The organism is Curtobacterium sp. CFBP9011, from assembly GCF_034045095.1.
Classification (GTDB): domain Bacteria; phylum Actinomycetota; class Actinomycetes; order Actinomycetales; family Microbacteriaceae; genus Curtobacterium.
On sequence record NZ_JAXCWN010000002.1, the window covers coordinates 590562 to 610603 of the forward strand.

Consider the following 20042-nt stretch of genomic DNA (forward strand, 5'->3'; position numbering starts at 1 on the left):
GGGGGCTGGGCGCGCCTCCCGGCCGGGGCGGTGCCCTGTGGACAACTCCTGTTCGCCCACAGCCTGGCGGCGGGCGGTCCCCGATCGACGTGCCAGGCCGTATCCTTGTCGGCATGGCACGCAGCAGTTCCTCCAGCTCCCCGGCGAAGGAGCCCGGTCGTCTCAAGCAGATGTACCAGGTCTTCACCATGACCCGTCGGGCCGACCCCAGCTCCGTCTGGTGGTTCGCCCTCGCGTTCCTCGGACCGGTCGTGGTCGGCGTCCTCGCGGCGCTGCTCATCCCGGGTCAGAACTGGCTCGCGATCACGCTCTGGATCATCGCCGGCGTGATGCTCGGTGTGCTGCTCTTCCTGATCGTGCTCAGCCGTCTCGCCGAGCGTGCCGCGTACTCGCAGATCGAGGGCCAGCCCGGTGCCGTCGGCGCCGTCCTGTCGAACTCGCTGCGTCGGCAGTGGCGCTCCAGCGAGATGCCCGTCGCCGTCCACGGCCGGTCGCAGGCGGCCGTCTACCGTGCCGTCGGCACCCCGGGTGTCGTCCTGATCACCGAGGGCCCTGTCACGAACCTCAAGCGCCAGGTCGAGGAAGAGCGGCGCAAGGTCGCGCGCATCGTGCCGAACGTCCCGATCCACGTCGTCAACGTCGGTGACGGGAAGGACGAGGTCACCCTCCACAAGCTGCCGCGTGCCATGAACAAGTACAAGAAGGCGCTGAACCGCAACGAGGTCTTGGCGGTCTCGAACCGTCTCGACTCCCTCACCCACGGTCCGGCTGCGGCGATCCCGAAGGGCATCGACCCGACGCGGGTCCGTGCCGGTCGCCCGCGCTGACCTCGGTCGTCCGAGCACCTCGACGCCCTCGATCCCGTTGCGGATCGGGGGCGTCGTGCTGTGTGCGGCGCTGGCTGGCGGGGCGTGGCGCCGGTCGAGGTCGCACGATGTGCCGCGCGCCTGGCGTCCCGGCGGCAGGTCGTGCGAACTCGGCCGAGCGGCCACGGCGGGTCGTGCGACCCCGGCGGACGAGGCCGGGCAGGTCGTGCGACCTCTGCGCGGGGCGCCGACAGGGCCTCAGCGGCGGACGAGCACCGTGCCGGCGACCGCGTCGTGCAGCGGCCGACCGTCCTTCGCGTGGATGAGCACCGGCACGACGATGCAGAGCAGCACCGTGCGGACGAGCGGCCGCCACACCCCGACGTAGCCGCCACGGACCGGGACGACCCGGAGCCCGAGGCACACGTGCCCGAACGACCCGGACAGCAGCGCGATGAACACGACCTGCAGTGCCGCGAAGATGCCGAGCGTCACGAAGTTGCCCGCCGCCCCGTACGTCCCGAAGGCCAGGGACAGCAGCGACGCCAGTGCCCAGTCGATCACGAGCGCCAGGAACCGGCGGCCGAACGAGCCCATGCTGCGCGGTCCGGATTCGGGGAGACCGAGGATCTTGCCCGGCCACTCGGTGCGCCCGGAACCGGCATCGGGCGAGGAGGGCAAAGTGGAGCGGGCCATGTCACCAGCGTAGGCGGTCCCCCGGCACGTAACACGCTGGAAACAACCCAGTCACGTCCGGGAAACTCCATGTCAATACCCTCGTCGGAGGGTGCCTCCTGGTTCCCTCGACACCACCCAACCCCACAGGAGACCGACTCGTATGTTCAGCGATTCCTCCGAGGTGCTTGCCTTCATCAAGGACACGGACGTCAAGTTCCTCGACATCCGCTTCACGGACCTCCCCGGGGTCCAGCAGCACTTCAACATCCCCGCATCAACGGTCGACGAGGACTTCTTCGCCGTCGGTCAGCTCTTCGACGGCTCCTCGATCCGCGGCTTCGCGTCGATCCACGAGTCGGACATGCAGCTCATCCCCGACGTGACGACGGCGTACGTGGACCCGTTCCGTGCGGAGCGCACGCTGATCATGGTGTTCGACATCTACAACCCGCGCAACGGCGAGATCTACGGCCGTGACCCGCGCCAGGTCGCCAAGAAGGCGGAGAAGTACCTCGCCTCGACCGGCATCGCGGACACCGCGTTCTTCGCCCCCGAAGCCGAGTTCTACATCTTCGACGACGTCCGCTACTCGGTCACCCAGAACGAGGCGTTCTTCTCGGTCGACTCCGAAGAGGGCGCCTGGAACACCGGTCGCGAAGAAGAGGGCGGCAACCTCGCCAACAAGACCCCGTACAAGGGTGGCTACTTCCCGGTGTCGCCGGTCGACAAGACCGCTGACCTCCGCGACGACATCTCCCTGAAGCTCATCGACGCGGGCCTCGAGCTCGAGCGTGCGCACCACGAGGTGGGCACCGGCGGCCAGCAGGAGATCAACTACAAGTTCGACACGCTGGTCCACGCCGCGGACGACATCCTCAAGTTCAAGTACATCGTGAAGAACACGGCCGAGCAGTGGGGCAAGGTCGCGACCTTCATGCCGAAGCCGCTCTTCGGTGACAACGGCTCGGGCATGCACACCCACCAGTCGCTGTGGTCCGACGGCACCCCGCTGTTCTACGACGAGAACGGCTACGGCGGCCTGTCCGACCTGGCCCGCTGGTACATCGGTGGCTTGCTCAAGCACGCCCCGGCCGTCCTGGCGTTCACGAACCCGACGATCAACTCGTACCACCGTCTGATCCCGGGCTTCGAGGCCCCCGTCAACCTGGTCTACTCGGCGGGCAACCGCTCGGCGTCGATCCGCATCCCGATCACCGGCACGAACCCGAAGGCCAAGCGCATCGAGTTCCGTGCGCCCGACGCCTCCGGCAACCCGTACCTGGCGTTCGCCGTGCAGCTGATGGCGGGCCTCGACGGCATCCAGAACCGCATCGAGCCGCACGAGCCGGTCGACAAGGACCTCTACGAGCTCCCCCCGGAAGAGGCGAAGAACATCCCGCAGGTGCCGGCCTCGCTCGGTGCCGCGCTGGACGCGCTCGAGGCGGACCACGAGTTCCTCCTCAAGGGCAACGTCTTCACCGAGGACCTGATCCAGACCTGGATCGACTACAAGCGCGAGAAGGAGATCCTCCCGATGGCGCAGCGTCCGCACCCGTTCGAGTACGAGCTGTACTTCGGCGTCTGACGCTCCACGCACCACCGCGAAGGGCCCCGCACCGTCAGGTGCGGGGCCCTTCCGCGTACCCGCTCGCCCGCGCGAGGCGTGCGAACGGCGGGCGGGCGGCCTCCGGCGGGCGGCCTCCGGCGGGTGGCCTCCGGCGGAGCCGAGCCTCGGCTGGGCGGACGGTTCGTGGCACACGGACGGCGCAGGGTGTCCGCCAGGCCGAGGCTCGGCCACGCGCGCGGCGCCCGGCGGACACTCTGGAGGCCCGGCGCCAGCCCGACGGACCGGCACCGGGCCTCCAGGCCGTCACCTCCACCGCAGCGCCGAGCCTCGGCTGGGCGGACACTTCGCGGCACGCGGACGGCGCACAGTGTCCGCCGGACCGAGCCTCGGCCACGCGCGCGGCCGACCTGCGGGACACCGGCGCGCACGAGAACGGGGCCCGCGCCGCCCCCGGCACGGGCCCCGCTCCACCTCGGGACGGTCAGCGGCTGGTGGCCAGCGCGTCGATCGTGCCCGCGGCGTCGCTCACGGGAGCACCCGCGACCGGGGTGGGCCGGCCCAGGGAACGGACGGTCCACCCCGCCCCGACCCAGCGTCCGGTCGGGAGGCAGTTGCGCGCGTCGATCACGACGCGCTGGCCGACGACGGCCGCGAGGGCGACGGGATCGGCCTCGACGACCTCGTCCCACTCGGTGAGCACGAGGACGAGGTCGGCGCCCTCGATCGCCTCCGTCATCGACCCGGCGTAGGTGAGGGTCGGGAACGAGCGGCGAGCGGTCTCCATCGCCTCCGGGTCCCACAGCGTCACCTGCGCACCGCGGAGGTGCAGCGCGGCGGCGACGTTGAGCGCCGGGGAGTCGCGGACGTCGTCGGTGAGGGGCTTGAACGCGGCCCCGACGACGGCGATGCGACGGTTCAGCACCGATCCCCCGGCGGACTCGATCGCCATGTCGATGACCCGCTGGCGCTGGCCCATGTTGATCTCGTCCACCTGCTGCATGAGCCCGACGACCCGGCCCGCGCCGATCTCGTTGGCGCGGTGCATGAGGGCTCGGATGTCCTTCGGCAGGCAGCCGCCACCGAACCCGAGGCCGGCGTTGAGGAACTTCCGACCGATGCGGGCGTCGTGGCCCAGGGCGTCGGCGAGCGTCGTGACGTCGGCCCCGGCGATCGCGCACATCTCGGAGATCGCGTTGATGAACGAGATCTTCGTGGCGAGGAACGCGTTCGCACTGACCTTGACGAGCTCGGCGGTGGCGAGGTCGGTCGTGATGACCGGGGTGCCCTCGCTGATCGGGGCGGCGTAGACCTCGCGGATCACGGCGTCGGCAGCCTCGGAGGCACCGCCCCAGACCAGGCGGTCCGGGTGCAGCGTGTCCTCGACGGCCTTGCCCTCGCGGAGGAACTCGGGGTTCCAGACGAGCTCGGCGTCGATGCCGGCGGGCGTGAACTCGCTGACGATGCCGCGCAGTCGGGCGGCGGTGCCGACGGGCACGGTCGACTTGCCGACGATGAGGCCCGGGTGGGTGAGGTTCTCCGCCACACCGCGGGTGGCGCTCTCGACGTAGGCCAGGTTTGCGGCGTGCGACCCGGCCTTCTGCGGGGTGCCGACGCAGACGAAGTGGACGTCCGCCGCGGCCACGGCCGACGCGATGTCGGCGGTGAAGCGGAGCAGGCCGCTGGCGACGTGCTTCGTGATGAGCTCGGGCAGTCCGGGCTCGTAGAACGGCACCTGGCCGGCGGAGAGCGCGGCGAGCTTGGCCGGGTCGACGTCCACGCCGATGGTCTCGAACCCCATCTCGGCCATGGCTGCGGCGTGCGTGGCGCCGAGGTACCCGGTGCCGATGACGCTGATCACGGGTGCGGGTCGGGTGTCGGCGGACTTCTTCGGTGCGGTCACTTCTTGACCTCCTGCAGGTCGTAGTCGGTGTCGGTGCGGGCGATGCCGGCGACGAACGTCGCCAGGCTGTCGGCACGGGAGTTCAGCCGCCAGTCGTTGGTGGTGCGGACGCCGTCGACGATGGTGGTCGCGGTCTCGCTGAAGTACGCGAAGCCGATGACGTCCGAGTTCGCGGGGTCGGCGAGGGCGTCGAAGAGCGAGTCGATCCACTGCGACTTCTGCCCGTTCGACACCGCGGAACCCGTCTCGGTCGCACCGATCTCGCTGAGCAGGATCCGCTTGTCCGGCGCGATCTGCCGGATCTGCTCGAGCGTGCGGCCGAAGGTGGTGGCGAAGGTCGGCGCTTCCTCGGCCTTGCGGTAGTAGCCGCTCATGCCGACCCAGTCGACGTAGTCGGCACCCGGGTAGTACGCCTGCATGTAGTCGACGGTCTGGTAGGCCGGGTTGCCCAGGGCGTCGATGCGCGTCGGGGACCAGTTCCAGATGACGTAGTCGTTCGCGCCCTCGCGCTGGAACACGTCGTGCACGTGCTTCCACATGGCGACGAACGAGCCCGGGGCGTTCTGCTGCGCGGTGCCGTCCGACCAGTTGTACCAACTGCCGTTCATCTCGTGGTCGAGACGGATGACGACGGGCTGCCCGTTCGCCTTGAGCGCGTCGGCGTACTTCGTCAGGTAGGCGTCGAAGGCGCCGCCGGTGATGTCGGCGTTCGTGTACCCGGCGACGTACTCCTGGTCGTTGCCGGTCGACGCGGGCCGGGTCTCCCAGGTCATCATCGGCACGCGGCCGTTGGCCCACGACCGCTGGACCCCCTTGGTGTTGAAGTCCTGGTCGAAGCCCTGGAAGAAGCCCACCATGTTGGTCGCCTTGCCGACCTGCTGCGAGACGTCGTCGTACTCGGCCCAGTTGAAGGGCGACTGGGCCGTGTAGAGGCCGTACCAGCGTGCCTGCTGGGCGAGGACCTCGGCCTTCGTCGGGACCACTGTCGGGGTGGCGGGGTCCGGGTCGGTCGAGGGGCCGCCGGTGCCGGGGACGACGGTCGGACCGCCGCCGTGCCCGCCCGAGCCGCCGGAGCCCGACCCGCCGGACGCAGATCCACCGGACGTGGCGCCGCCGGAGCCGGCCCCCTTGCCCGCCGTGATGGTCGTGCCGGAGGAGGACGAGCCTCCCGAAGCGTGGCCCGCCCCGTGGCCGGAGGCCGCAGAACGGGCGTGCCCGAGCTGCGACCGCAGGTCCGCGATCTGCGCCTTGAGCTGGGTGACCTGGTCGCTGCGGGAGCCGGACTGCGCGGCGGTGCTCTGCAGCTTCCCCTCGAGCTTCCAGATCTGCTGCTGCGCGGCGTCGAGCTTGGCCTGCATCGCCTTGACGTCGGCCGACGGCTCCTGCTTGGTCGGGACGCCGAGCGCTCGGCTGACCGCGGTGGAGACCGGGCCGGAGGGCGAGATCCAGACGGACCAGGTGATCAGGGCGAGGACGGCGACGATCGCCGCCATGCCGAGCGCGGTGCGCTTGGCGTGCTTGGTGGACGGTGCCCACCAGGTGCCGGTGGTGCGGTCGAGATCAGACAATGAGGAACGCCTCCAGAGCGAAGACCGCGATCCCGATGACGTACGGGATCGATGCGTAGGGGTTGAGTCGGCGACGGGCGGGCTTGGCCGCACGCTGCGGCGCACGGTCGGTCGCGGTGGCGACGTCTGGTCGGGTGGCGAGCACGGTCGAGGTGGAGGCCGTGGTCGCGTCCGGTCCGAACAGCTCGTCGAACGCGCGGTCGACGTCGGCCTGGTCGGCCGGTCGATCGGCGGCTCGGTCCGATCCGGCCGTCAGACCGCGGTCCGACCCAGCCGTCGGCCCGCGGTCCGACCCAGCCGTCGGCCCGCGGTCCACCGGGCTCAGCGGCACGGTGCTGCCGGCGAGCTGCGGCTGCGCCGGGTCCTCCTCCATCGGTCCGCCGGCGTAGGCCCCGGCCCGGGTCCCCCAACCGCTGGCGTGGGCCAGGCGGAAGAACCCGATCAGACGGATCGGCATGAGGAAGAACGTCGAGACGATGATGAACATCGGCAGGCGGAAGAAGTCCGAGGGCTTCTCGGCCAGGTGTCGCATCTGGCGGATCGCCATGCTCAGCACGCTCGAGACCACCATGAGTCCGGCCACGTAGACGAAGCCGGTGGAGAAGCCGTACTGGTGCAGGATCCCCTGGTAGAGGTTCTGCCCCTGCCCGGTGAGTGCCCGGTAGATCCAGCCCGCGATCACGCCGAAGAGCATGAACGGCAGGATGATGTCGGTCAGGAAGAACACGGCCAGGATCGGCGCGTGGCCGAGCATCCAGGGCAGCATCCGCAGCGTGTTGTACTGCGAGCCGCGGGCCCAGCGGAGCTGCTGCTTGAACAGCTTCTTCACCTGCAGCGGAGCGTCCGTGTACACGAGCGACGTGTACTGGTAGACGGTCCGGTAGCCCTCCTTGAGCGTCAGGTTCGTGAGCGTCCGGTCGTCGGACACCTCGAGGAAGACCCCCATGAACTCCTCGTGCATGAACCGGTCCATGACGCGCACCAGGATGTTCCGGCGGAACGCGATCGTGCGGCCGGGCAGGCAGCCGATCTGCCCGAGGACGCTCTGCGCGGGCATCGAGTACAGCGCGCGGGAGTTCTCGAGCCAGTCGGCCCAGCGGGTGATCCAGGAGCGCGTCGGCTCGAGGATGCGCTGGCGGGTCGTGACGCCGCCGACGGACTCGTCGGCGAACGGCTTGAGCAGTTCGACGAGCGTGCCGGGCGTCCACACCGTGTCCGAGTCGACGAGCACGGTGATGTCGCCGTTCGACATCTCGGTGCCGACCTTGACGGCGTTGCGCTTGCCGGGGATCGGGGTGTGGGTCCAGCGGACGAGGGGGGCGAACTCGTCGCAGACGGCTTCGAGCGCCTCGTTCCGGGCGCCGTTGATGACGACGATGATCTCGCCGGGACGCTGTTCGACCATGCGGCCGATCACGTCACGGAAAAGGTCGAGCGGCTCGTCCACCACGGGGACGACGACGCTCGTCGTGCCGGTGTACGTGCCGGTGAAGGGGCGGTACCGGGCGGAGAGGACGACTTTGAGCAGCCAGAGCAACCAGATCACCAGTGAGTACACGGTGAACAGGTAGAACTCGGGGTGGCCGTCGACCATCTGCCGGATCTGGAGGATGAAGGTGAACATCGATCCCTGCTTCAACGTTCGGGGGAGATTCCACGCCATCGGGAAATCGGGGTCGGTTCGGGTGTCCTCATTCAGACAGACCGCACAGGACCCCTGCAACGTGTCCCTCGGGCGGGGGTGGCCGCGGTGTCGATCGGGGGACAGAGTGGTCCGCTGCACGTCGGACAGCCCCGTGTCCTCACTGGTGCTGACAGCAGTTGGGTGGACCGGTCCCACGGTGATCGACCGTCGGTCGGGTGCCGGACACGATCGGGAGGCGCGTCACCGGTCTGCCAGGAACCCCCGGTCACGGGCCGGTTGCGTCACGCCGTTCCGAACACGTCCGAGCTCGGAGCGCCCGTGTTCCGAAACCCTGGTCGTGGGCTGGCAGCAGTTCCGACCGGGTACCGACCGGGGTACGGGGATCGAAGCGAAGGGGTACGGATCGCGTTCGGCGGAAATTGTCTTTGACAACTCGTCACCTTGGCCTGGGTCGCGGCGTCCCGGGCGTGTCGCTCCCCCGGGGAACTCGCTCGGCCCGACGCTCAGGCGCCGTAGAACTCGCGCTCGAAGACCTGACGGGCACGACGTGTGACGGCGAGGTAGTCCTCTTCGAGCTGCGACGCCGACCCCGGCGGGTACTCGAGCAGCCGCGCGATGCCCTCGAGCTGCGTCCGCTCGACGGGCAGCACGTCCGTCGTCTTGCCCGACCACAGCACCAGCGCGCTGCGGGTCCGGGAGGCGAACCGCCACGCGGCAGCCAGTCGTTCGGCGTCCTCCGGGCCGACCCAGCCGGCCTCCGTAGCTGCATGGAGGGCCTCGAGCGTCGAGGTGGTCCGGAGCGCGGGCTGCTCGCGCCCGTGCTGGAGCTGCAGGAGCTGGACGAACCACTCGACGTCGCTCAACGACCCCCGGCCGAGCTTGAGGTGACGAGCGGGATCGGCGCCGCGGGGCAGCCGTTCGGACTCGACGCGGGCCTTGATGCGCCGGACCTCACGGACCTCGCGGTCCTCGATCGCCACCGGGTACCGGGTCCGGTCCGCTAGGTGCTCGAAGTCGCGGAGGAGCTGCTCGTCCCCCACGGCACCGCGGGCACGGAGGAGCGCCTGGGCCTCCCACGTCAGCGACCAACGGGCGTAGTAGGCCGCGTACGAGTCGAACGAGCGCACCACGGGGCCGTTCTTCCCCTCGGGCCGCAGGTCGATGTCGAGGTCGAGGGGGTGCAGGGCGTCCTCGGTCAGCCGGTTCAGCTCGCGCACCACGACCTGTGACGCCCGCGAGGCCACGTCGTTCGGCACCGTCGACGACCGGTAGACGAACAGCACGTCGGCGTCCGACCCGAACCCGAGCTCACGCCCGCCGTACCGCCCCATCGCGATCACGCCGAACTCCAGGCCGTCCGGAGCGTCCCGACGGGCCAGGTCGAGGGCGCCGCTCAGCGTGGCCTCCGTGACGTCGCTGAGTGCCGGGCCGAGGCCGTCGACGTCCAGGTGCCCGAGCACCGCGGCCATGCCGAGCCGGAGCGTCTCCCGCCGCCGGACCCCGCGCAGCAGCGAGGCCGCGGTGTCCACGGCGTCCCCGTGCCGGGCCGTCGTCGCCCCTGTCTCGGCGAGCAACGCCGGCAGCGGGCGGGGCTTGAGCAGGGTGTCCGGCTCGTCCAACCACGCCACGGCCTCCGGGAAACGCTCGAGCAGACCCGAGAGGAACGCGGACTCGGACAGCACGGTCGTCAGGCTGTGCGCGGCGCCGGACGAGTCGCGGAGCATCCGGAGGAACCAGCTCGACTCCCCCAGGACGTCGCTGAGCCGCCGGAAGGCCAGGAGTGCCCGGTCCGGTGCCGGTCCCTCCGCCATCCAGCGCAGGAGCACCGGCAGGAGGTTCCGCTGGATCGCCGCCCGCCGGGTCGTCCCCTGCGTCAGCGCACGGATGTGGGTGACGGCACCGTCCGGGTCGGCGAACCCGATCGCGGTGAGCCGGTCACGGACCTGGCTGCTCGTCAGGACGATCTCGCCCTCGGTCGAGGCCACCGCAGCGAGCATCGGCCGGTAGAACAGCCGCTCGTGGAGGCCCCGGACCTCGAGCTTCACCGAGCGCCAGCGGTCCTGCAGTGCCGACGCCGAGGACGCCAGCCGGGTGGAGCGGGCGAGGACCCGGAGTTCGTCCTCGTCGGAGGGCATCAGGTGCGTGCGCTGCAGCCGCCGGAGCTGGATGTGGTGCTCGAGCACCCGGAGCAGAGCGTAGTCCGGACCGAAGCGTGCGGCCTCTGGTCGTCCGACGTACCCGGCGGTCGCCAGCGCGTCCATCGCCTCGAGGGTGGAGCGCACCCGCACGGACTCGTCGTCCCGCCCGTGCACGAGCTGCAGCAGCTGCACGGTGAACTCCACGTCGCGCAGGCCGCCGGGGCCGAGCTTCAGCTGTCGGTCGACCTGGGCGTCCGGGATGTGCGCCGTGACCCGCTCCCGCATCCGCTGGACCGACTCCACGAACCCCGGGCGTTTCGACGACTCCCACACGAACGGGGCCACCGCGGCGACGTAGCGTTCGCCGAGGTCCGTCGAGCCGGCGATCGCCCGTGCCTTGAGCAGCGCCTGGAACTCCCACCCCTTCGCCCAGCGCTCGTAGTACGCCACGTGCGACTCGAGCGTCCGGACGAGTGCCCCGTCCTTGCCCTCTGGCCGCAGGTTCGCGTCGACCTCCCACAGTGCGGGCTCGGCGGCGAGGTCGGTGATGACGTGGGTCGCGGCGATCGCCAGACGTGTCGCGATGAGCACGGCACGGTCGGTGCTGATCGCGGGGGCGTCGTCCCCGTCGGCCGGCTCGGTGGGCTCCGTCACGAAGATGACGTCGACGTCGCTGACGTAGTTGAGTTCCCGCGCTCCGGCCTTGCCCATCGCGATCACGGCGAGCGGCGTGGCGGCGACGTCCGCGGCGGGGAACGGGACTTCGCGACGTGCGACCGTCACGGCCGCGTCGAGTGCGGCACCGGCCAGGTCGGCGAGGCCCGCAGCGACGTCCGGGAACGCCTCGGTCGGCGACGGGTGCAGGACGTCGAACAGGGCGATCTGCGCCAGGTGGCGTCGGTAGCGGACCCGCAGTCGACGGCGGGCGGTCTCCCCCGAGCTACCGTCGACGGCCTCGTCGAGCGACGCCGTGTACCGCTCCTGCGACCACGGCGGCGCCACGGGTGCGAGCAGCAGGGCGAGTTCGTCCGGCCGGCGCTGCAGGAACTCGGCCAGCCCGATCGAGGCGCCGAGCAACCGGACCAGGCGCTCGGTCGCGCCGGCGTCCGCCAGGACCGGCCGCAGCTGGTCCGGTGCGGCCTCGATGAGCCGCTCGAGCGCGAGCAGTGCGCCGTCCGGGTCCGCCGTGGCGGCCCACACCGACTCGGCGTCCGCGATCGGGACCCGCAGGTCGGACGCGGGGCGGGCCTCCAGGGCGGCGATCCGTTCGAGCGTGCCGGACAGGTCGGCGAACCCGAGCCGCGCCAGCTGCGACCGCGAGGTCGCCGTCCTGCTGGTCATCGCGTGCGCTCCCGTGGTGTGTCCTGACCGGCGGGGTCAGAGCATGCCGAGGTTGGTGTCCAGCTCGAAGGGGGTGACCTGGTCGCGGTACCGCTTCCACTCCTGGCGCTTGTTGAGGAGCACGAAGTTGAAGACCTGCTCGCCCAGGGTCTCGGCGACGAGCTCCGAGTCCTCCATCAGCGACAGTGCGTGGTCGAGGCTCGCCGGCAGCTGGCTGTAGCCGAGTGCCTTGCGCTCGGAGTCGGACAGGCTCCAGACGTTGTCCTCGGCCTCGGCGGGGAGCTCGTAGCCCTCCTCGATGCCCTTGAGACCGGCGGCGAGCAGGAGCGAGTACGCCAGGTACGGGTTCGCAGCCGAGTCGATGCCGCGGTACTCGATGCGGGCGGACTGGCCCTTGTTCGGCTTGTACAGCGGCACGCGGACCAGCGCGGACCGGTTGTTGTGGCCCCAGGTGACGAAGGACGGGGCCTCGTCGCCACCCCAGAGACGCTTGTACGAGTTGACGAACTGGTTCGTCACCGCGGTGATCTCCGGCGCGTGCTTGAGGACACCGGCGATGAACTGCTTCGCGGTGGGCGAGAGCTGGTACTCGCCGCCGGGCTCGTAGAACGCGTTCTGGTCGCCCTCGAAGAGCGAGACGTGCGTGTGCATGCCGGAGCCGGGCTGCCCGGAGAGCGGCTTCGGCATGAAGGTCGCGTAGACGCCCTGCTCGATCGCGACCTCTTTGACGACCGTGCGGAACGTCATGATGTTGTCCGCCATGGTCAGCGCGTCGGCGTAGCGGAGGTCGATCTCGTTCTGCCCCGGGCCGGCCTCGTGGTGGCTGAACTCCACCGAGATGCCGAGGTCCTCGAGCATCCGGACGGAGCGGCGACGGAAGTCGTGCGCGCTGCCGCCGGGGACGTTGTCGAAGTAGCCGGCCTGGTCGACGGGCTTCGGGCCGCCGTCCTTCCAGTCGCGGTCCTTGAGGAGGTAGAACTCGATCTCGGGGTGCGTGTAGAACGTGAACCCGCGGTCGCTCGCCCGGGCCAGGGTCCGCTTCAGGACGTTGCGGGGGTCGGCCACGGCGGGCTGCCCGTCCGGCGTCGTGATGTCGCAGAACATCCGGGCGGTCGGGTCGATCTCCCCGCGCCACGGCAGGATCTGGAACGTCGAGGGGTCCGGGTGCGCGAGCACGTCGGCCTCGTACGAGCGGGTCAGGCCCTCGATCGCGGAGCCGTCGAACCCGATGCCCTCGGCGAACGCACCCTCCACCTCAGCCGGCGCGATGGCGACCGACTTGAGGGTGCCGATCACGTCGGTGAACCAGAGTCGGATGAACTTGATCCCGCGCTCCTCGATGGTGCGGAGCACGAAGTCCGTCTGCTTGTCCATGCACGACCTTTCCGAGTTCAGCTGGTCCGGTCCACGACCGTTGTCACAGGCTAGTGGTCAACCTTCCGTGTCCGCGGCGTCGGCGCGCTCGTTGTTGGACTGGATGCGGTCCAGGGCGTGCGCGGCCTCGTCACGGGTGGCGAAGGGGCCGATGTGGTGACGGTTGGTCGACTTGAGGCCCTGCTCGACCTCGCCGGTCTTGTCGTTGTACCACCACTGGGATTCGATGCGCTCGTCGGTCATGGGGCCGACCGTACCCGGGCCGGCCCGGGTCGTCCGGGAGGCCGGGCCCGGGTCATCCGGCAGGCCCCGGTCGTCCGTGCCCGGCTCCACGGCCGGGAGGCGGCGGTCGGCTCCGACACGCCGCTAGAGTGGAGCGCATGCCCCGGGACGAACACGGACACCTGACCGCTGGCCGCATCTCCCCGCAGCGGCCGGTCCCACGGGACATCGAGCGCCCCGAGTACGTCGGCAAGGTCGAACCGCACGAGCACGGCCTCGGCGACACCTACACTCCGGACGAGGTCGAGCGCATCCGCACCGCGGGCCGCATCGCCTCGCAGGCCATCGACGCCGTCGGCGTGGCGATCCGCCCCGGCGTCACGACCGACGAACTCGACCGGATCGGCCACGAGTTCATCGTCGGCCACGGTGCCTACCCCTCGACGCTCGGCTACCGCGGGTACCCGAAGTCGCTCTGCTCGTCGTTGAACGAGGTGATCTGCCACGGCATCCCCGACGACACCGTGCTGCAGGACGGCGACATCGTGAACATCGACATCACCGCGTACAAGGACGGCATGCACGGCGACACCAACCGGACCTTCGTGGTCGGGCAGGCGGCGCCCGAGGTCCAGGACCTCGTCACCCGGACGGAAGAGGCGATGCACCGCGGCATCCGCGCCGTCGCGCCGGGTCGGCAGGTCAACGTCATCGGCCGCGCGATCGAGTCCTACGCCAAGCGCTTCGGGTACGGGGTCGTCCGCGACTACACCGGACACGGGGTCGGTCGGGCGTTCCACTCCGGGCTCGTCATCCCGCACGTCGACGACGTCCGCTACGACACCGTGATCGAGCCGGGCATGGTCTTCACGATCGAGCCGATGCTGACCCTGGGCGGGATCGAGGCCGACATCTGGGCCGACGACTGGACCGTCACCACGCGCGACCGCTCCTGGACCGCGCAGTTCGAGCACACGCTCCTGGTGACCGAACGCGGCACCGAACTCCTCACCGTCTCCTGACCACCCGCGGCGCACCCGATCCCGGGACCGTGCCGGACACGAGCCACCTACGGAAGGCACCGCTCCCCATGACCTCACTCGCAGTCGGCGTCGACATCGGCGGAACAGGCATCAAGGGCGCGATCGTCGACACGGCGACCGGCGAACTCACCACCGACCGGATCAAGAAGGCGACGCCCGAGGGTGGCAAGCCGCACGACATCGTCGAGGTCGCCAAGTCGATCCTGGACGACCTGTCCCCCGCGTCGGACGTCGCGGTGGGTGTCTGCTTCCCGGCGATCGTGCGTGACGGCAAGACCATGTCGGCCGCCAACGTGTCGAAGAAGTGGATCGGCTTCGAGGCTGAGGCGCTCTTCGAGAAGGAGCTCGGCCGGTCCATCCACTTCGTCAACGACGCCGACGCCGCCGGGTTCGCCGAGCAGCAGTTCGGTGCCGCGAAGGGCCGCGACGGACTCGTCATCATGACGACGCTCGGCACCGGCATCGGCACGGCGCTCATCAACGACGGCGTGCTCATCGTGAACGCGGAGCTCGGCCATCTGGAGATCGAGGGCGTCGACTACGAGACGAAGGCGTCCTTCGCGGCCAAGGAGCGGGACGACCTGACCTGGAAGCACTGGGCGAAGCGCCTGCAGAAGTACTACTCCCGGCTCGAGGCGCTGCTGTCCCCGGAGCTCTTCGTCGTCGGCGGTGGCGTGTCGAAGCAGTACGAGGAGTTCCTGCCGCTGCTCGACCTGCAGGCGGAGATCATCCCCGCGACGCTCCGGAACAACGCGGGCATCATCGGCGCGGCGACCCTGGCGGCACGCAGCTCCCGCTGACCTGCCGGTGCCTCCGGCGCGCTCGTCCGTCCGGCGCGCCCGTCTGCTCCGCGCCGAGCGGTCACGACACCCCGTGTGCTCCGCGCCGACCGGTCACGAAACGTCGTTCTCCGCGTGCGGGACCGACGTTTCGTGACCGCTCGGCGGACGACGTGCGGGGTGTCGGGACCGGCCGACGGGACGCACCTCGGAGTCGGAGCCCGGCGGCGTGGGCGGGCCGGTAGACTCCTCGGAGCGAACGGGTCGGTGAGACGGTCGCGTCACTCCCCCGGGAGTGCCGAGGAACGTCCGGGCTCCACAGAGCAGGGCGGTGGGTAACACCCACCCGGAGCAATCCGCGAGACAGTGCCACAGAGAACAGACCGCCGGCGGTGACGTCGGTAAGGGTGAAACGGTGGTGTAAGAGACCACCAGGGATCCGGGTGACCGGATCTGCTCGGTAAACCTCGCCCGGAGCAAGGTCAGACAGAGGACGCTGAGGCTGCTCGCCGAGTCCTCGGGTAGACCGCTGGAGGCCGACGGCAACGTCGGTCCGAGAGAGATGGCCGTCACCGCGGTGCAAGCCGCGGGACAGAACCCGGCGTACGGCCGGCCCGTTCGCCCCAGTCCGTACCGACACGACAGCCCGGCACCGCGAGGTGCCGGGCTGTCGTGCTCACGCCGCGACGCCGCAGAGCGCACGAGACGCCCCCGAATTCCGCGGCGTCTCGCCCGGACGACGGCGGCGCATGCAGACGGGCGCGTCTCGGCGGCCGGGAGGCACGCGGCCAGCCCGCACCGCGCCTCCCGCCCGGCACGCCCCAGGACACCGGCCGGCGCCCGCCGCCGCGCGACACCGCGGAACGCGCGAGACGCCCCCGGATTCGGCGGCGTCTCACGCACGCAGCGGCGTTTCGCGTCGGCAGCGGCGTCTCGACCCGCCGACGGCGCATGCAGACGGGCGCGTCTCGGCGGCCGGGAGGCACGCAACCAGCCCGCACCGCGCCTCCCGCCCGGCACGCCCCAGGACACCGGCCGGCGTCCACCGCCGCGAGACACCGCGGAACACACGAGACGCCGCCGGGTTCGGCGGCGTCTCGCAGAAGCGGCGGCGTTCCGCGGAAGCAGCGGAAGCGGCGGCGGCGCCGCCCCGCGCCTACAGGCCGGACTCGGCCGTCCGCACCAAGATCGCGTCGCTGTCCGGGCAGAGCAGGACGTCGTCCGGCGCCGCAGCCCGGATCGTGGCCAGGTCGGAGTTGTTCAGCGCCACGCCGGACGCCGTCGACACGCCGCCCTGCAGCAGCGACGCCCCGAAGCCGTACCGGGCACGCTGGCGCTCGTACAGTGCGAGGAGGTCGGCCGGCACCTTCGCGGCGACGTCGGCGCGGGACTGCACGGCGGCGACGCGGTCCTTCTCGAACCGGGCGATGCCGTCGTCGCGGACGCCCATCAGCCGGCCGCGCTCGGCGTCGATGTCGGCGAGCTGCTTCTCGATGTCGCCGACCCGGGCGCGGAGACGGTCGAGCGTCTCCATCACCTCGAGCTCCTGCGTCTCGAGGTCGTTCGTCCGGCGGTTCAACGAGTCGAGCTCGTTCTGCAGTCCAGCGGCGTCCTTGGCGTTGCCGACGTTCTGCAGCAGCGTGGTGTCGCGTTCGATGCGTGCCTGGGCGGTGGCGGTGTCCGACTCGAGGCGGGCGAGGTCGCGCTCGGCGTCCTCGACGTCCCCGGTGGCGGCGGCGAGTTGGCTGCGCAGGCCGGCGGCACGGGTGCCGAGCTCGGTGAGGTGCTCGCCCTTCTGCAGGGAGCTGATCCGGTGGGCCAGCCGGGTGATGTCGTTGTCCAGTCGCTGGACGTCGAGCAGGATGGCCTGGTCCTCGGGTGCTGCCTTCATGGTCAGGCTCCTTCGTTGGGGGCGGATGGCAGGACGGCGAAGTCCCACGGGTCGGTTCGGAGGTCGCTCACGGTGACGCGGACCCCGGTGGCGGCGCGGAGCTGCTCGGCGGCGACGTCGAGCCAGAGCCACTCGGTCGCCCAGTGCGAGGTGTCGATGAGCGCGGGGCCCTCGGCCACCATCGCCTGCTCGCGGAACTCGGAGGCGGGGTGGTGCCGTAGGTCGCTCGTGACGTAGACGTCGGCGGCCCGGACCTCGGCGTTGCCGAGGTACGCGTCACCCGCGCCGGCGCAGAGGGCGACCGTGCGGACGGGTCGGTCGTACTCCCCCGACACGCGGACCCCGGTCGCGGTGGCGGGCAGGACGTCGACGATCCGTCGGGCGAGCACGCCGAGGGGCACCGGTTCGGCGAGCACACCGACCCGGCCGATCCCGCTCACACCGTCGGACGCGGGTTCGAGCGGACGCGGGTCCTGCAGTCCGATCCGGTCGGCGAGGACGGCGGAGGTGCCGGTGGTCACGACGTCGGCGTTGGTGTGCGCGGCGAGGAGTGCACACCCACCACGGACGAGGGTGGCGAGGACGGAGCCCTTGTAGGTGGACTCGTCGATCGTGGTCACGCCCCGGAGCAGCAGCGGGTGGTGCGTCAGGAGCAGGTCCGCCCCGGCTGCGACGGCTTCGCGCGCGGTGTCCGGCACGGCGTCGACGGCGAGGTGGACGTGCTCGACCAGGGCGTCCGGGTCGCCGGAGACGAGGCCGACGGAGTCCCAGGACTCCGCCCCGGCCGCCGGCCACAGGGACTCGACGGCGGACTGCAGTTCTCGGAGCGTCGGCATCCCGTCAGTGTACCGAGACGGCGGGGTCGACCCGGGTGTCAGCGACGGCCGACGAGGTGCAGCAGGCGGGCGACGAGACGCGACCACCAGCCGGTCGGTGCGGTCGACGCGGCGTCGGCACGGGCCTCCCGGTCGGGTGCGTCCACGATGTCCGTCGCGACGGTGTCGTCGGCGGACTGCGTCGCGCCGACCGGTGCGGTCACCGGGACCTCGACGGAGACGACGGGCTGCTCGCCCGTGTGGGCGCGGAGCACGGCGGCGAAGGCCTCGCGGTCGATGACCGTCGGGCCGGTCACCGGCTGCACCAGCGGGGTCGGGCGGCCGGACGCGGCGACCGGCGGCGACGAGGGCGAAACGGTCTGGAGGCTCGACACCGGTCGGACGGCGGCCTGCGGTCCGACGGGCGCTGCGACCAGGTCGGCGTCGTCGGCCGGGACGTCGACCGACACCGGCTCGGCGACCGCGCGGTGCGGGGCCGGCAGGAGCGGACGCACGGCGCCGACGCGGACCGGTGCGGTGGCGGCGCGGCGGAGGGCGGCACGCTTGCGGCGCTCGGCGTCGCGGGCGGCGTCGGCCAGGAGGTCGGCGAAGACCTCGCGAGCGAACGCCCGCGCGCCGTCGACCTCGGCGTCGGTGCTGTCGGCGACCACGGCCTCCCAGGCGGCCAGGCGGGCGAGGTCCTCGTCACGGACGCGGACCTCGTCCTCGAGCAGGTCGATGCGCTCGATGGTCGTGCGGCCGCTCGAGGCATCGAGTGCGACGGCGAGGTCGTCGAACCGGAGGGCCAGGCGCTCGGGCGGCTCGGGGAAGGAGGGGGCGCAGACGGCGACGTGGCGCGCGCGGTCGCGGTCGCGGCGGAAGGCGCGGTCGTCGCCGGAGACGACGCGAGCCGGTTCGGGAGCGGTCTCGGCGAGTTCGACGACCGGCTCGTCCGCGACCGGCTGCTCGACGGCCGGTGCGTCCGCGACCGGCTCCTCGACGTCCACCGGCGGGAGCACGGGGCGTCGAACCGGACCGGTGACCGGCGGGACGACGAGGTCTGCGAGGTACGGCGACCGCGTGGCCGGGGCGTCGTGCAACCACTCCTCGAGTTCGCGACCGAAGGGGTCCACGAGGGGCGTGCGTGCTCCGGACTGCGTCTCCATGTGAGGAGTATGAATATCGCACGCTCCATCAGCGCGGACATCCGCGGAGTGTCGCGGGATCCGGTGGCATGTCGCCCGGAGTCGAGCGGCGTGTCGCGACTCAGGCGCCCGCGGTCGGTCCCGCCGTGCTCGTCAGCTGTGCAGGGTGTCGCGGGGGTACTCGTCGAACCGTCGTGCGTACGCGGCCGAGAACCGACCGAGGTGCGCGAAGCCCCACTGCACGGCGACGCTCGCCACCGTGGTGTCGGCCGGCGTGCCCTCGCGCAGTTCGTCGCGGACCCGGTCCAGCCGGATGCCCCGCAGCATGGCGTTCGGTGCGATGCCGACCTGCCGCTGGAACGCCTGCTGCAGGCCGCGGATGCTCAGGCCGACGTGCTCGGCGACGTCGGTCGTGGTGATCGGGGTGTGCGCGGCGGCGTGCATGTACTCGATCGCTGAACGCACACGGCCGGTGGCGCCCGCGGGCAGCGGGACCTGGCGGGCGGCGACGTGGTGCGGGAAGGTGCTGAGGAGCGCCAGAGCCGTCCGACGAGCGGTGTCGGCGAAGGCCAGCACGGACATCGGGGTGTTGCCGAGCACGACGCGGGAGGCCTCCTGCACCTGGTGGTTCCAGGCGCGCACGGCCTCGGCACCGGGGACCACCGTGTGGTCGAACACCAGGGTGCCGGGCTCGGTGCCGTACGCCTCGGCGGCCACCCGTTCGAGGAAGGTGCGGTCGAACTGCACGACGCTCTGCCGGACGTCGGCCAGGTCGAAGCGGTACGGACGTCCGACGGGGAACACCACCGGCCGACCGGGCGTCAGGGCGACCTCGTCACGACCGACGTCGAGCACGCCACCGCCGTCCGTCACCCAGGCGACGCTGATCTGGTCGCCGGAGTCGACGTCGCCCACCATGCGGGCGTCGAACCGCGTCGACCGCAGGGACATCGCCTGGTCGCCGACGGTCCGGAAGCGGTACCCGAAGGCCCGCTCGGTCCGCTCGGGCAGGAACCCGGACGCTTCGTAGGTCTGCTCGAACATCGACCGAGCGGCGTCGAGATCGGCTCCGGACGTCTCGAAGACGGTCCGGGGGTCCATGGTGGCGGTCATCCGGGGAATCGTGACAC

The 20042-nt window shown here is 71.2% G+C and carries 15 protein-coding genes and 1 other RNA gene; 5 read left to right on the forward strand and 11 right to left on the reverse strand.

Going from position 1 to position 20042, the window contains the following annotated elements; translation table 11 throughout:
• Positions 1-113 precede the first annotated feature (113 nt).
• Complete coding sequence (locus tag SOM35_RS07035; RefSeq protein WP_111073273.1) at positions 114-827, forward strand: DUF4191 domain-containing protein; 714 nt, start codon at positions 114-116, stop codon at positions 825-827.
• A gap of 237 nt (positions 828-1064) precedes the next feature.
• Here SOM35_RS07035 and SOM35_RS07040 read toward each other — a convergent pair whose 3' ends face one another.
• Positions 1065-1502, reverse strand: coding sequence for an RDD family protein (locus SOM35_RS07040; protein ID WP_111073272.1), 438 nt, complete (start codon positions 1500-1502; stop codon positions 1065-1067).
• Between the two features lie 142 nt (positions 1503-1644).
• On the opposite strand from SOM35_RS07040, the gene glnA (SOM35_RS07045) reads away from it, so the two are divergent.
• A complete protein-coding gene (glnA, locus tag SOM35_RS07045) occupies positions 1645-3069 on the forward strand; it encodes a type I glutamate--ammonia ligase (RefSeq protein ID WP_110902453.1) in 1425 nt (474 codons plus the stop codon).
• Positions 3070-3532: 463 nt separating this feature from the next.
• Here glnA (SOM35_RS07045) and SOM35_RS07050 read toward each other — a convergent pair whose 3' ends face one another.
• The 6 genes from SOM35_RS07050 to SOM35_RS07075 form a co-directional block, all read right to left on the reverse strand.
• Positions 3533-4951, reverse strand: a complete 1419-nt coding sequence (locus tag SOM35_RS07050; RefSeq protein WP_320514862.1) for a UDP-glucose dehydrogenase family protein — start codon at positions 4949-4951, stop codon at positions 3533-3535.
• Positions 4948-6519 (reverse strand): glycoside hydrolase family 26 protein, encoded by a 1572-nt coding sequence (locus tag SOM35_RS07055; protein WP_320514863.1) that lies wholly within the window; start codon positions 6517-6519, stop codon positions 4948-4950. The genes SOM35_RS07050 and SOM35_RS07055 overlap by 4 nt, the downstream gene beginning before the upstream one ends.
• A complete protein-coding gene (locus SOM35_RS07060; protein WP_320514864.1) occupies positions 6512-8143 on the reverse strand; it encodes a glycosyltransferase family 2 protein in 1632 nt (543 codons plus the stop codon). Before SOM35_RS07060 ends, SOM35_RS07055 begins: the two co-directional genes overlap by 8 nt.
• Before the next feature lie 524 nt (positions 8144-8667).
• Complete coding sequence (locus SOM35_RS07065) at positions 8668-11643, reverse strand: bifunctional [glutamine synthetase] adenylyltransferase/[glutamine synthetase]-adenylyl-L-tyrosine phosphorylase (RefSeq protein ID WP_320514865.1); 2976 nt, start codon at positions 11641-11643, stop codon at positions 8668-8670.
• A 36-nt stretch (positions 11644-11679) separates the two neighbouring features.
• Positions 11680-13017, reverse strand: a complete 1338-nt coding sequence (gene glnA / locus SOM35_RS07070; RefSeq protein ID WP_111073267.1) for a type I glutamate--ammonia ligase — start codon at positions 13015-13017, stop codon at positions 11680-11682.
• A gap of 57 nt (positions 13018-13074) precedes the next feature.
• Entirely contained in the window at positions 13075-13260 is a 186-nt protein-coding gene (locus SOM35_RS07075; RefSeq protein ID WP_111073266.1) for an SPOR domain-containing protein, read from the reverse strand.
• Between the two features lie 137 nt (positions 13261-13397).
• On the opposite strand from SOM35_RS07075, the gene map reads away from it, so the two are divergent.
• The 3 genes from map (at position 13398) to rnpB (ending at position 15682) form a co-directional block, all read left to right on the forward strand.
• Positions 13398-14261, forward strand: coding sequence for a type I methionyl aminopeptidase (map, locus tag SOM35_RS07080; protein WP_320514866.1), 864 nt, complete (start codon positions 13398-13400; stop codon positions 14259-14261).
• Between the two features lie 68 nt (positions 14262-14329).
• Complete coding sequence (gene ppgK / locus SOM35_RS07085) at positions 14330-15082, forward strand: polyphosphate--glucose phosphotransferase (protein WP_111073264.1); 753 nt, start codon at positions 14330-14332, stop codon at positions 15080-15082.
• Between the two features lie 239 nt (positions 15083-15321).
• An RNA gene (gene rnpB, locus SOM35_RS07090) (RNase P RNA component class A) lies at positions 15322-15682 on the forward strand.
• A 535-nt stretch (positions 15683-16217) separates the two neighbouring features.
• Here the strand turns inward: rnpB and SOM35_RS07095 are convergent.
• From SOM35_RS07095 to SOM35_RS07110, 4 genes are all read right to left on the reverse strand, one after another.
• Positions 16218-16952: a zinc ribbon domain-containing protein gene (locus SOM35_RS07095; RefSeq protein ID WP_290156701.1), complete on the reverse strand. Its 735-nt coding sequence runs from the start codon at positions 16950-16952 to the stop codon at positions 16218-16220.
• Between the two features lie 2 nt (positions 16953-16954).
• Entirely contained in the window at positions 16955-17788 is an 834-nt protein-coding gene (locus SOM35_RS07100; protein ID WP_320514867.1) for a Nif3-like dinuclear metal center hexameric protein, read from the reverse strand.
• Between the two features lie 38 nt (positions 17789-17826).
• Complete coding sequence (locus SOM35_RS07105) at positions 17827-18933, reverse strand: hypothetical protein (protein WP_320514868.1); 1107 nt, start codon at positions 18931-18933, stop codon at positions 17827-17829.
• A 132-nt stretch (positions 18934-19065) separates the two neighbouring features.
• Entirely contained in the window at positions 19066-20025 is a 960-nt protein-coding gene (locus SOM35_RS07110; RefSeq protein ID WP_320514869.1) for a helix-turn-helix domain-containing protein, read from the reverse strand.
• Between the last annotated feature and the right edge of the window lie 17 nt (positions 20026-20042).